At 60.2% G+C, this 12,531-nt stretch carries 12 protein-coding genes; 3 read left to right on the top strand and 9 right to left on the bottom strand.

Annotated features, from left to right (window positions below):
* Positions 1-55: 55 nt before the first annotated feature.
* Entirely contained in the window at positions 56-895 is an 840-nt protein-coding gene (locus tag C3F12_07015; GenBank protein PWB46384.1) for an ABC transporter substrate-binding protein, read from the bottom strand.
* A gap of 305 nt (positions 896-1,200) precedes the next feature.
* Between C3F12_07015 and rpsU the strand changes: the two genes are divergently transcribed.
* A complete protein-coding gene (rpsU, locus tag C3F12_07010; GenBank protein PWB45829.1) occupies positions 1,201-1,482 on the top strand; it encodes a 30S ribosomal protein S21 in 282 nt (93 codons plus the stop codon).
* 48 nt (positions 1,483-1,530) lie between these two features.
* Here rpsU and C3F12_07005 read toward each other — a convergent pair whose 3' ends face one another.
* The 8 genes from C3F12_07005 to C3F12_06970 all read right to left on the bottom strand — a co-directional run bounded on the left by C3F12_07005 (position 1,531) and on the right by C3F12_06970 (position 10,860).
* Positions 1,531-2,637, bottom strand: a complete 1,107-nt coding sequence (locus C3F12_07005) for a hypothetical protein (GenBank protein ID PWB45828.1) — start codon at positions 2,635-2,637, stop codon at positions 1,531-1,533.
* A gap of 27 nt (positions 2,638-2,664) precedes the next feature.
* The gene (locus C3F12_07000) at positions 2,665-3,555 is read right to left on the bottom strand and encodes a hypothetical protein (GenBank protein ID PWB45827.1); all 891 of its coding nucleotides are present in this window, start codon (positions 3,553-3,555) and stop codon (positions 2,665-2,667) included.
* Between the two features lie 13 nt (positions 3,556-3,568).
* Positions 3,569-4,837: a hypothetical protein gene (locus C3F12_06995; GenBank protein PWB45826.1), complete on the bottom strand. Its 1,269-nt coding sequence runs from the start codon at positions 4,835-4,837 to the stop codon at positions 3,569-3,571.
* A 30-nt stretch (positions 4,838-4,867) separates the two neighbouring features.
* Positions 4,868-5,353 carry a hypothetical protein gene (locus tag C3F12_06990; protein PWB46383.1) on the bottom strand — a complete coding sequence of 162 codons (486 nt, stop codon included), beginning with the start codon at positions 5,351-5,353 and terminating at the stop codon, positions 4,868-4,870.
* Between the two features lie 256 nt (positions 5,354-5,609).
* Positions 5,610-6,740, bottom strand: coding sequence for an ABC transporter permease (locus tag C3F12_06985; GenBank protein ID PWB45825.1), 1,131 nt, complete (start codon positions 6,738-6,740; stop codon positions 5,610-5,612).
* Positions 6,737-7,729, bottom strand: a complete 993-nt coding sequence (locus C3F12_06980; GenBank protein PWB45824.1) for a multidrug ABC transporter ATP-binding protein — start codon at positions 7,727-7,729, stop codon at positions 6,737-6,739. Before C3F12_06980 ends, C3F12_06985 begins: the two co-directional genes overlap by 4 nt.
* Positions 7,722-8,750, bottom strand: coding sequence for a hypothetical protein (locus tag C3F12_06975; protein ID PWB45823.1), 1,029 nt, complete (start codon positions 8,748-8,750; stop codon positions 7,722-7,724). Before C3F12_06975 ends, C3F12_06980 begins: the two co-directional genes overlap by 8 nt.
* Before the next feature lie 58 nt (positions 8,751-8,808).
* Positions 8,809-10,860: a DNA ligase (NAD(+)) LigA gene (locus tag C3F12_06970; protein PWB45822.1), complete on the bottom strand. Its 2,052-nt coding sequence runs from the start codon at positions 10,858-10,860 to the stop codon at positions 8,809-8,811.
* A 170-nt stretch (positions 10,861-11,030) separates the two neighbouring features.
* Here C3F12_06970 and C3F12_06965 point away from each other — a divergent pair, with 170 nt between their 5' ends.
* Positions 11,031-11,288, top strand: coding sequence for a hypothetical protein (locus tag C3F12_06965; GenBank protein ID PWB45821.1), 258 nt, complete (start codon positions 11,031-11,033; stop codon positions 11,286-11,288).
* A 315-nt stretch (positions 11,289-11,603) separates the two neighbouring features.
* Complete coding sequence (locus C3F12_06960; protein PWB45820.1) at positions 11,604-12,518, top strand: hypothetical protein; 915 nt, start codon at positions 11,604-11,606, stop codon at positions 12,516-12,518.
* Positions 12,519-12,531 lie beyond the last annotated feature (13 nt).

Genomic DNA, 12,531 nt, shown 5'->3' with positions numbered 1-12,531 from the left:
TTAGTGCGGGTCGATCGGATTGATTGAAAAACGACGAGAGGGGGTGTCGTAACGTCTAATCCGGCAGGAACTCGGGGTGGATTCGCCTGGCAATCACCCCCTGCTCCCATGCCAGATTCAAGAGATGTTCGAGGCCGCGTCGGCATTCCTCATTCCAGGCGCGGGTGTCCTCATTGACATACATGCCGACGAATCGGTCGGCCAGTCTCGCGTCCAGACCGCGTCCGAACTGCATGGCGTATTGCAAGGCCTCCTGTCGGTGGGCCAAGCCGTAGTCGATACTGGCCCGAAGATAGCCGGACACCTCCAGACAACATGGTTCGCCAAGATCCTTCCGGATGGCGTTGGCGCCCAGCGGCAGCGGGAGACCGGTCCGGTCGTGCCACCAGCCTCCGAGGTCAACCAGCTTAGTCAGGCCGTGAGTCTCGAAGGTCAGTTGCCCCTCGTGGATGACAAGCGCAGCATCCGCCTTGTCGCTGTCAATGGCGTCGAATACCTGATCAAATGGGACCTCAACGGCCTGGAACTCATCCAGATAAAGCCGCAGCACGAGAAATGCCGTCGTAAATTTACCGGGGATGGCAATACGCTTACCGCGAAGATCGGCCGGATCGAACCGGCGCTTTGCCACAACGATCGGCCCGTAGTTCCGTCCAATACTGGCGCCATGGGGCAACAGAATGTAGCGGTCGGCCACATAGGTGTAGGCGTGGACTGAGAGCGCCGTGACCTCCAGTTTACCCTCAATCGCCCAACCGTTCAGTGTGTCGATGGCTTCGAGGATGTGCTGAAAGCGAAATCGACCCGTCTGGAGTCGCTCCTTGGCCAAGGCGTAAAACATAAATGCATCGTCCGGATCGGGGCTGTGCCCGATTCGGATCAGGCGTGTATTCATACGCTGTCCGTTCTCCAACATCGGCAATTTCGTCAATCGTCCGTATTACGTCGACCCCTTTTATACATCGGGATCGTAGTGGGCGCAAGGACTCATTAAGGTTGGCGACTCCACCGTAGACGATTGTCCTCGGGCCGATTATCCTTGACAATAGTATCGTGGATATCCATAATAAGTTGTTTAGTGGTCTGAGGGCTTCGTTGACGTTTTACTTACAGTACCGCGAGGACCAGGGGCTCGCGGTTTTTCCGTTTCTAAGACCCTGATCATATCAGCGGAATATAGCGCTGTGATGAAGAGGGATAATGGCTCTTGACGATGGAACTGAGGACACAGGCGGGGGTTCGAGGCCCGATAAAGGGGCCCGGCATCGCCCCCTTGAGGTCAAAGTAGACGGCCGCGGGGTCGAGTCGGCCATCCGGCTCTTCAAAAAGCTTGTTTTGCGCGATGGCATCCTGAAAGAACTGAAACGACGGGCGCATTACGAAAAGCCGGGAGAGAAGCGGCGTCGAAAGGTCCGAGAGGCCGCGCGCAGGCTTCGCCGCCAGGCGGCCCGTGCGGTGCGTCGCGACCAATCGGAATTCTAAATCTCTCGGAAAGGTCCGTGTACCAGGCATTGCGCCACTGCTGCTGAGTCAATCGGCCGGAGGCGGTGACAGCTCTTTGTAGATTTCGAGAAAGATCGAAAGCGTCACGAGCAGGGCCGGTCCAAGGATGAATCCGAGAATACCGAATACCTGAAGACCGCCAAGCATACCAAAAAACAATACAAGCGTCGACAGATTCGTCTCGCCGGAGATAAGGGCGGGCTTCAACAGATTATCGACGGTACTGACGATGGCCACCGACCAGCCGAGCAACAGCAGACCGCGAATCCAGCCCTCCTCCAGGAACAGATAGAGCACAGCTGGGACCCAGATCAACCCCGAACCGCCAATCGGGAGCAACGAGAATAGGGCGGTCGCCAGTCCCAGAAAAACCGGGTACGGGACCCCCACCACCCAGTACCCGATGCCCCCAAGGATGCCTTGCGCCAGCGCAGTGAGGATGGTTCCGCGCACGACGGCCGATACCGCATCGTAGAGGCGTGAAAACAGCGCCTCCGCATGCTTGCGCTCCAACGGTAACAGTCCCTGGAGGTTGCGAACGATTGCCTCGCCGTCCCGAAGCAGAAAGAACAGAGTAAACACGGTCAGAGCGAAATTGATGGTGAAGCTTAAGATATTGACGGCGATCCCTTTCAGGTGATCGACGATAAAGCCACTGAACGCACTCAAACCGCCAAGCAGCAGTGCGTTCAAGTCGAGACCGAGACTTTTGAAAGGCGAGTTGACGCGATCCCATACCGCCCTGGCGGCGGTGACCGCCGGATGGGACGCAATTCCCGCCAGCCCCTCCTGCTGGTAGATCCGTTCTACCGTCTGATAGACACTGACGGCTTCCTGGGTCAGTACCCATCCGCACAGTACAGCCGGGATCATCACAGCCGCAATCACCATGACTGTCAGTAACAGCGCCGTCAGTCCGGGCTTGCCGCCGACCCGCCCCAGGAGATTACGATAGACCGGCTGAAAGATGATGACCAGAACGGTGGCCCACAAAATCGGAGATGCGAAAGGCACGACGATCAAGTAGGTCAGATAAAGGAGTAGGAGCAGGAAACCATAAAAGAATACGACGGAGATCTTGGGACCGTCTCCATCCCGTCGAGCATGTATCCCGTCATCGTTCTTCAAGACCATGCTCTCCGCCTCGGTTGTTCGTATAGCTTAATCAAAGAGTTCAGGATCGGTATTATTGTTCCGGATGCAAGCGCTGGCCATCTGCGCGGTATTCCGCGCTACACCGATGCGACCGAATCGATCCAACAGAATGACGCCGACCTCAGCGCTGGTCCTGGCGGTCAATTCGCCGACGGCAAGTCTGGCGGCCGCCATCGGATCTTCGCCGTTTCGCAGAAACTCGAGAACCGTCTTGGCGAGCGCAAGCTTCATAATCGCCTCCCCGTTACCCGTGCAACTGACCGCGCCAAGCCGATCGTCCGCATACGTCCCGCAGCCGATCAATGCCGAGTCGCCCACGCGGCCGGGCGCCTTGAGCGGCAGGCCGCCCGTTGAGGTGGCGGCCGCCACGTGTCCCGATCGGTCGAGGGCGACAGCGCCGACCGTGCCGACCCCTGCGGCGGTCTCCTCTCGCAGCGCGGTCCATCGGGCGCGCTGCCGATCGGTGACCAGCGTGTCGACCCCGCACTCCTGAATTCCGGCCACAGCCGCGAACTGCCGAGCCCCTTCACCCACCAGGAGGATCGGTCCCCCCGCCTCCATCACGGCCCTCGCCAGCGTCACCGGGTTGGCGATTCGTTTCACGGCGCCGACGGCCCCAGCCGCCAGGCTTCGACCGTCCATAATCGAGGCATCAAGCTCGATCTCGCCATCCCGATTCAGACAGGCGCCTCGGCCGGCGTTGAAGGCCGGATCGTCCTCCAACGTCTTGACAGCTTGTTCGACAGCCTCCACTGCGGAGCCACCGGCTGTAAGGACCTGCCACCCGCTGACCGCGGCCGCGCGGATGCCTGCCTGCCGAACCTCGAGCAGGTCGGGGGTGATCGTCCCCGCTCCACCATGTACCAAGATCACAGGACCGAACGATCTGACGACCATCACTGCGACCTCCTCACTGTCGCTGTTGCGCGAGATATGCCTCTGCCATGGCAATCCGCTCAAGGATCGGGGGATGGGTATACAAGAGCCAGACCACAGCGCGCGGCGGGTCGACGTCCGAGAGATTCGATCTGGCCAGCACGACCTCCGAGTCGATGAAGGCCCTGGGGTTCGCGGTGAGACGGAGCGATTCGCGATCGGCCTCGCGCTCGAAGGCGCGTGAAATCGCCATCCGGATCGGCGTCGTCAGGATGGCAAGGACGAGCAGGAGCAACAGTACGAACGGTAGCGAACGGGGATCGGCCGGATGAATGAAGCCGAAGCGTCCCGAGTCGGCCGCCATACGAAGAAGGCGGGCGATCAGCCAGAGGGTCCCCAGCGCCGAGACAGCGCTCAGCGCCATCCCCTTCCAGATGTGGTGCCGCCTCCAGTGGCCCAGCTCGTGTGCGACAATTAACTCCACCTCCTCCGGGGTCGAGGCCGCAAGCAACGTGTCGTACAGCACGATCCGTCTCGCTCGTCCAAACCCTGTAAAGTACGCATTGGTCTTCGTCGTCTTGCGGCCGGCATCGATCTCCAGGATCGGCCCGACCGTCAGACCCGCCCGATCGCTCAGTATACGGAGTCGGTTCACCAATTGCTGATCCTGCACCGGTCGGAACGTATGGAAAAGCGGATCGAAGAGGATCGGCGACAGCTCGGCCAGCACGGTCATGACAAGTACGACAACAATCCACACCGGCAGATACCAGCGCACGGGATCCCGCCGGATGAACGCATAGAGTACGATCAGCAGCGGGAGTAGGATCACCGTGTTGACCAGCATCGCCTTAAGATAATCCCCTGACCACGCCGCAAGCGTCTGGCGGGAGAGACCGAACAGGTGCTCGCGAACGAAGCCGCCGTAGAGGCTGACGGGAAAGGTCACCACATGATACAACGCGGCCACCATGAGGCCGTACAATCCGACCGTCAGCCAGACGCGTCCGCCAGTCATCGAGACGCTGAGATCGCCGATCTTTGCGGACAGCGGAGTCAGGGTCAGGAGCCCGAAGAGGCCGAGGGTTACTATCATTCGCACGCCGTACAACAGATATCGCCCGCGCGCGTAGGCTCGTCCCCTCGCCAACTCATCAGTCGTAAAATAGTGTCGGGCCTTCTCCGCCAACGACGCGCGCGACTCTGCGGGCGGCGCATTATCCCCACGCGCCTGCCTGTCAATCGACATCGTCACACCGGCAAGCGCCAGCAACATCAGCAGACCTGACCATTGCGATGCCATATCCTACAAGCCTGAAAGCAGGTCGGCCGGTCAATTCAACAGGCCGAGCACCTTGTGCAGTTCGACGCGGGCCGCCGTATAATTCGGCTCGATGTCCAGCGCCTTCTTGAGCTCTCTGATCGCCTCTTCGTATCTCCCTTTCCGTATCAACACCCGACCCATATTCATATAGGGGTAGTGGCGCGGCTCGTACCGCCTGGCCGCTATGGCCTTTTCCAGCCATACCATCGCTTCATCATAGTCCCCCTTCTCAATCAGATAGACACCGATATCGTTGTACGGATTCCCGAACTCCGGATCGATCCGGATGGCAACCTTGCACTCCCGAATGGCCTCGTCGATCTCTCCGCGCAGGCTGTAGGCCCACCCCAGGAAGGTATGCGCCTCGGCCGTCGGGTAGAGTTCGATCGATCGTCTGTAGGCCGCGATGGCACCCTCCAGATCACCGTCCGCCTGCAATCGGTATCCCTCTTTAAAGTAGAATTCCGCCAACTCAAGTCGTCCCGGATCAGGCATGGTTTTCACCGCTTTCTACCTTGTCGGCGCTGAGACGGCCAGCCTTACGGTGGTGTAGTATCCCATAAGTCCCTTCACAGTGATCGTCATTCCGGGCTTGACCCGGAATCCAGTCTGTCTGTGCTGGATTCCCGCTTTCGCGGGAATGACGGCTTCGGAAATGATGTCAGGAGCGTAAGCGACATTACACCAGCATGTACGATTTCATTCTACCACGTGAACAGGCAGTGCTGCGTGTTGAAAAGAGGCCCTGTACTCAGGCCAGTTTCTTGTGGAATCGAAGAATACTTGTAGTGATCAGCACAACCCCGATGGCGGTCAGGATCAACAGATGGGTCCAGAGATAGGAGATCCCGATCCCCTTCAGCATGATCCCCCGGACAATCTCGACGTAATAGGTGAGAGGAATCACATAGGCAATACTTTTGGCGAGAGGCGGCATCCCCTCAATCGGAAAGAGGACGCCGGAGAGATAGACCGATGGGACAAAGATGAAATACGCCATCTGCATCGCTTGCTGTTGGCTTTTGGCAATGGTGGAGAGGAGGATACCGAGACCCAGGGTCCCCATAATAAAAAAGAGCGACAGAAAGTAGAGGAGGATGAGGCTGCCGCGTATCGGGATTTCAAAGAACCAGACGCCGAACACCAGGGCGAAGGTCATCTGCGCGTAGCCGATAACAACATTCGGAACAATCTTGCCGATCATCAGCTCCCAGCGGCGCAGCGGGCTCACGATCAGCGCCTCGAGCGTGCCGCGCTCCCGCTCGCGCACGACGACCATCGCGACGATGGTGATGGTGGTCTGCATCAGGATGAAGCTCAACAGACCGGGAATGATAAAGATGGCGCTGACAAGGTCGGGGTTGTACCAGGCCCGGACCCGGACATTCAGGGGGGCGGGCGGTGGGATCCGGCCGGTACTCCGTTGCAGCGTCTCCGATGCGATCCTGAGCGAGCCGACCTGGCCGATGGCGTTGGCCGCATTGATGGCCGAGGTCGCCACCAGCGGGTCCGAGGCGTCGACGATCACCTGGATCTGGGCGACGCGCTGCTGCTTGAGGGCACGGGCGTAGTCCGGCGGCAGGACGATCCCCACCTTCGCGCGTCCGCCATCGATCAGTCGGGTCATCGCGTCATAACTGTCCACACGATAGTCGAGGTTGAAATATTGAGAGTTGGTAAAGGCGTCAAGGAGTTCCCGACTCTCCGGCGTCCGGGACTGGTCGAGCACCGCGGTCACCATATGCTTGACGTCGGTGTTGATGGCCCACCCGATGATGCCGAGAACCATCATCGGCATGAACAGCATCATCCCCAGCGTGAAGCGGTCGCGCCACATCTGGATGAACTCTTTACGGATGAGGCCGAGCAGGCGCGATCTCATATCCCCCCTTCCCGCATTCGCCTCAGTTGTGCCCGAAGCGAGCGGCGGTCGGCCAGGCCGACGAACGAGACAAAGATATCCTCAATGGAGGGGATCGTCGCCTCCACCCGGTTGACCTTCAGCCCTTCGCCGTTCAGGCGAGCCTCGACATCGGCGGGCACCAGGCTTTTGTCCTCGGTCACGACGTGGATGGTGTTGCCGAATCGAACGACCTCCGCCACACCGGGCAGCGTTTCGAGGAAGAGCGTCGCCTCCCGCATCGGCCGGCATTCGATCTCGAAGACCTGGCCTTTCAGGGCATTCGCCTTAATCTCGTCACGGGTCCCCTGGGCCGTCATCCGGCCCTGATAGATAAACCCCAGACTGTCGCAGTGCTCCGCCTCGTCCATGTAGTGGGTGGTGGCCACGATGGTGATCCCCTCCTCAGAGAGTCGGTAGATCAGGTCCCAGAAGTTTCGGCGGGAGACCGGATCGACCCCGGCGGTCGGCTCGTCCAGAAAGAGCAGCTCCGGCTTATGGATGATACTGCACCCCAAGGCCAGACGTTGCTTCCAGCCGCCAGATAAATGGGCCGCCAGCGCCCCCTCGCGTCCGGTCAGGTCCGCCATCTGGACCATCCGCTCGATCCTGGCCCGCTTGATCCCGTTGGGGACCGAGTAGAGGCTGGCGTAAAAGTCGAGGTTTTCCCGGACGGTCAGGTCCTCATACAGGCTGAACCGTTGGGACATATAACCGATCCGCTCCTTGATCCGCTCCGGCTCTCGCGTAATATCATAGCCGAGCACATACCCGGACCCCTCGGTCGGATCCAACAGCCCACAGAGCATCCGGATGGTCGTGGACTTGCCGGCCCCGTTGGGACCCAGAAACCCATAGATCTCGCCGCGCTTGATCTGCAGGTCCACATGATCTACGGCGACGATCGATCCGAATCGCCTGGTCAGCCCTCGGGTGATGACAGTGTAGACGTCAGGGTCAAGTTCAGCCATTGAGAGGACCCCCGTGAGCGGATGGGCGACGACTGCTCGGCTGCGCCCCTCCGCCATCCGTCCTGATCTCGGTATCGGCCGGCATCCCCGGCTTGAGCAGCCGCTCGTGATTGTCCAGGCGGATCTTGACCCCGAACACCAGGTTCACACGCTCCTTCTTGGTCTGGACCGTACGAGGGGTAAATTCGGCCTTGGAGCTGATCTCGACGACCTTCCCCCCAAAACGCCGGCTCGGGAACGAATCGACCGTGATCGCCGCCTCCTGGCCGATCTTGACCAATCCGATCTCCGACTCCGGAATGTAGACGCGCAACCAGAGATCATCCGGATCGATGAGGATCACGATGGGAAAACCGGGATTGACGACCTCCCCCTGTTCGGCACGCTTGGTCAGCACAATCGCGGAGAGGGGCGCCGACATTGCGGCATCGCGCAGTCGGACCTCGGCCATTGCGAGCGCTGCCCTGGCGCGATCGCGTTCGTGACGGGCCGCCTCGATCACCTCCGGTCGAGGCCCGACCCGGACCAGGTCGTACCGCTCACGGGCGGCCTTGACCTGGCTCATGGCTACCTCCATCCGATTGGTGGCGCGGTCGCGCTCCTGCACCGAGATCGCACCCTCCTTCAACAGGTTGTCGAATCGCTCCCAGTCGTCCCGCGCGAGCCTCAGATTATCCTCCGCCTGCTGCAGATTGGCGCGCGCCTCCTCGATCTCCTGCGTACGCGAGCCGGCCAACAGCTCTTTGAGCTGCGCCTCGGCCCTGGCCAGCGCCGCCCGCGCCTGTGCCGCCTCCGCCTCAAACTCTGCGGTGTCGAGACGCGCAATGACCTGACCTGTCCGGACCTGATCGCCCTCGTCAACCAAAAGCTGGGCGAGGCGGCCCGGAAGCTTCGAGCTCACCTCGACCTCGGTCGCCTCGATGGTCCCGTTCGCCACCAGGCTGTTGCCGCCCCCCTTGTCGCGCACCAACCCCCATCCGGCAATAGCCGCCGCGCCAGTCAAGGCCAGCAACGCAATCATCAGTCCTATCCTACGGTTTTGTAACGTCACACACCATCTCGCTGTACTGTCTCAACAGTTACTCATCGTGAAGCAGCTTCTTAAAAGCAGTCTCGTCGAGGGTGGGGATGTCGAGGCACTTGGCATCGTCAAACTTGCTGCCGGGATCCTTGCCCACGACGACGTAGTCGGTCTTCGAGCTGACCGATGAGGTAACGCGACCGCCGGCCTGCGCGATCAGCTCTTTCGCCTCGTCGCGCGTCAGTGTCTCCAACCCGCCCGTCAAGACGAACGTTTTACCTGCCAGCGGGCGAGGTCCCGCCGTGACTCCTGCTTCCGTCATGCTCACACCCACCTCTCGCAACTGGTCGATCTGGCGGCGGTTCTCCGGCTGGCAAAAATAGAGCGCTAGGCTTTGAGCGATGCGGGGGCCGATGCCGTAGATCCCGGCCAGCTCCGCCTCCGGCGCCTGCTCCAGCCGATCCATCGAGCCGTACTGCCGGGCCACAGTCGCCGCCACATGCTCGCCCACATATCGAATGCCCAACGCGAACAACAGGCGACTCAGCCCGCGGTCCTTACTGCCCTGGATGGCGTTGTACAGGTTGGTGGCGGACTTGTGTGCCAGCCGTTCGAGCCCAGCCAGCGTCTCCACGTCGAGACGGTACAGATCGGCAAACCCCGTGACCAGCGTCCGATCCACAAGCTGCTCCACCACGGCCTCGCCCAGATGTTCGATATCCATGGCCCGCCGGGAGCCGAAATGCAGCAACGACTCCTTCAACCGGGCTGTGCAGGCGGAGTTCGTACAACGGCTGACAACCTCTCCCTCCGGTCGGAAGGCCGCGGCGCCGCAGACCGGACACCGGGTGGGGAAACGAAACGGCCGACTGTGAGACGGCCGCTTGTCCTGAATGACTCTGAGAATGTGCGGGATCACATCTCCGGCCCGCTCGACCAGGATCGTGTCCCCCTCCCGGACGTCCAGCCGCTCGATCTCATCGGCGTTGTGCAGCGTGGCCCGGCTGATCGTGGCACCGGCGATCTCCACCGGATCGAGCAGGGCGGTCGGCGTCATGGCCCCCGTCCGTCCGACGCTGATATCGATCTGTCGGATCACGCTGGTCGCCTGTCGCGCCGGAAATTTGTAGGCAATCGCCCACCGGGGGTGATGGGTGGTCGAGCCAAGTCCCCGTTGCTGTTCGATCGCATCAACCTTGACTACGACCCCGTCGCAGTCGCACCCGATCTCGTCACGGGCAGCCTCGACCTCAAGGCAGGCCACGATGGCTTCCTCAATATCGGCGCAACGCCGACGATACCGCTCCAGCGTCTGTTTTCGGTCTTTGGGATCGAGCAGGAATCCGGACTCCAGCAATTGCTCTATCGCCTGCCAATGGCGTATGAACGGATCGGGATCGGCGTAGCTGACACCGTAGATAAAGATATCAAGGGGACGACTTGCGGTAATCCGCGGGTCTTTCTGCCGGACCGACCCGGCTGCGGCATTCCTGGGGTTGGCGAATGGCTCTTCACCTGCCGCCTCAAGCCCCCGATTCAATTTCTCAAACGCCTGGCGCCACATGAAGATCTCGCCGCGCACCTCCACGGCGGCGAACGCGACTAACGATCCGTGCAGACGGTGGGGCAGATTTCTGACCGTCATCAGGTTTTGCGTCACATCCTCACCGTATCGCCCGTCCCCCCTCGTGGCTCCCCGTACGAGCCACCCATCCTCATAGAGCAGGGCTACGCCCAGCCCATCGACCTTCGGTTCGACGACATACGTAAACTGCTCGCCGGGAAGCGCCCGCCGGATCCGGGCCTCGAACTCTCGAAGTTCGCCGGCATTGTAGGCGTTGTCCAGTGAGAGCATCGCAGCCTTGTGCTGGACCGAGGCGAATCCCTCGACCGGCCGGCCACCGACGCGCTGGGTCGGCGAGTCGGGGGTGATCAGTTCGGGATGGGCCTGTTCAAGCTGCCGCAGTCGCTGAAACAGCGTATCGAACTCGGCATCGGTAATCTCGGGCCGGTCCAACACATAGTACAGGTATTCATGGCGGCGAATGAGCCGTCGAAGCTCCTCGGCCTGCGCGCGAAGTGTAACGGTATCCGGACCCTTTCTCGACATGATATACAGAGCGACTCCTTGTAAGTAGCTGGATTTACAGTTGTTACCTCCAGCCTATTGGTAGCAGAGTTCGTATAGTGAGGCAAGGTAAATCGGTCCTTAAACCCTCTCCACGGTCGGCTGTCTAATGAGGCAAACAGTCACAATAACCCCAACAGGAGGGAACGATCATGAAGCAGGCTCTATCGAAACTGGCGGTCGTCGCGCTCATCACGGGTGGATTGGTGGCTATTACGCAGCCGGCTCTGGCATGGGTCAGGGTCGCCGTCAATGTTGGTATCCCCGGCCCGGTCGTCATTGCCCGCGCTCCCGTTGTCGTACCGGCCCCGATTCGATATGTACGACCCGCGCCGGCCCATTATCGGCCTGTCTGGATTCCCGGACATTACAACCATTGGGGCGCTTGGATCCCCAGCCACTGGCGATAAACCCATTCTGCTCCTCCTGCCCCCTCCCCCTCCCTCCGACCGCTGAGGGACTGGCCGCCCGGCCGGTCCCTCAGTGTTTTTTATTGCTCTTTGGGGTTCCGGGTAGCATCCAGACTTTTGTATCAACGGAATGGTACACTACCTGCTACAAATTCCATTGACTTCTGATTCTCCAACCCCTTAGAATGCCGCCGTTACGAGTGGAACCTATCTCCCACCCACCTCGAAGGACTGACTGACTTCTCTGAGACTGGCGATCTCTGTTGAGAGTGGACGCAGGCCCTCACGATCCCAACAGAGAAGGATGACTCGATAATGACGGACACTCACATATTAATTACCGGTGCTGGCGGATTTGTCGGAACGCACATGTGTCGCTTTGCCGCAGTAGGAAACGTTCGGTTTCGCGCCTTTGATTTCAGCTCCGAGCGGCTGAAGGTAATTGAAGCAATGGGAGGGGAAATCTACCGCGGTGATATCACAAACTATGAGGAGGTGACCGAAGCGGTCAAGGGCGCTCGGGCTGTGCTTCACCTAGTCACGGCCCACGAACACATGCTTCAGACGGCTCACGAGCGGATCACCCTCGGGGGGGTTCGCAACATCATCCGCGCCTGCGCGGAGCATGGAACCAGGCGTTTCCTCTTTGTGAGTTCGATCAAGGCCGCGCGCAACTACCCAGGTTATTATGGCACAACCAAGAAGAAAGCGGAGGAGATACTCCAGCAGGCCGATCTGGACCTCACCGTCTTTCGACCGGCCCTGCTCTATGGACCCGGCGAAGTGCGGCTCCGAACGATCGGGGACATCATGCAGAAATGGCGCGTCGTGCCGATCATCGGAGACGGTTCCTATGTCATCTACCCCATCTTCGTAGGCGACCTCGTGGCGGCCATGTTCAAGGCTATCGATGTCCCCGAGACGATCGGCAAGACCTACGATATAGGTGGGCCGGAGGCGTTGACGTACGACCAGATCGTGGACTATTTGATGGACCGTCTTGGCATCAAGGCAGTGAAGATCCATGTACCACTTGGTGTGTGCGCGCTGATCGCCCGGTTGGTTCAGGCCGGCTCTACGCACCCGATCGTCTTTATGGACCAAGTCCTGGCGCAGAAAGCCCCCGTGAACTGCAATATTGATCCTGCCCGACGCGATCTTGGCTTTGATCCGATCTATTTTTGCGATGGGCTTTCGAAGTACTATCCGGAGACCGTTCACAAAGGATGAGAATGTGGGGACC

The sequence above is a fragment of the Candidatus Methylomirabilota bacterium genome (assembly GCA_003104975.1).
GTDB lineage: Bacteria > Methylomirabilota > Methylomirabilia > Methylomirabilales > Methylomirabilaceae > Methylomirabilis.
The sequence above is the reverse complement of the archived record's forward strand: the minus strand, read 5'-3'. Positions and strand labels throughout refer to the sequence as shown.

Excerpts from the sequence above, each read along its gene's own strand:
- C3F12_07015 (PWB46384.1), bottom strand. The coding sequence starts at position 895 with ATGAATACACGCCTGATCCGAATCGGGCACAGCCCCGATCCGGACGAT.
- rpsU (PWB45829.1), top strand. The coding sequence starts at position 1,201 with ATGGCTCTTGACGATGGAACTGAGGACACAGGCGGGGGTTCGAGGCCC.
- C3F12_07005 (PWB45828.1), bottom strand. The coding sequence starts at position 2,637 with ATGGTCTTGAAGAACGATGACGGGATACATGCTCGACGGGATGGAGAC.
- C3F12_07000 (PWB45827.1), bottom strand. The coding sequence starts at position 3,555 with ATGGTCGTCAGATCGTTCGGTCCTGTGATCTTGGTACATGGTGGAGCG.
- C3F12_06995 (PWB45826.1), bottom strand. The coding sequence starts at position 4,837 with ATGGCATCGCAATGGTCAGGTCTGCTGATGTTGCTGGCGCTTGCCGGT.
- C3F12_06990 (PWB46383.1), bottom strand. The coding sequence starts at position 5,353 with ATGCCTGATCCGGGACGACTTGAGTTGGCGGAATTCTACTTTAAAGAG.
- C3F12_06985 (PWB45825.1), bottom strand. The coding sequence starts at position 6,740 with ATGAGATCGCGCCTGCTCGGCCTCATCCGTAAAGAGTTCATCCAGATG.
- C3F12_06980 (PWB45824.1), bottom strand. The coding sequence starts at position 7,729 with ATGGCTGAACTTGACCCTGACGTCTACACTGTCATCACCCGAGGGCTG.
- C3F12_06975 (PWB45823.1), bottom strand. The coding sequence starts at position 8,750 with ATGATTGCGTTGCTGGCCTTGACTGGCGCGGCGGCTATTGCCGGATGG.
- C3F12_06970 (PWB45822.1), bottom strand. The coding sequence starts at position 10,860 with ATGTCGAGAAAGGGTCCGGATACCGTTACACTTCGCGCGCAGGCCGAG.
- C3F12_06965 (PWB45821.1), top strand. The coding sequence starts at position 11,031 with ATGAAGCAGGCTCTATCGAAACTGGCGGTCGTCGCGCTCATCACGGGT.
- C3F12_06960 (PWB45820.1), top strand. The coding sequence starts at position 11,604 with ATGACGGACACTCACATATTAATTACCGGTGCTGGCGGATTTGTCGGA.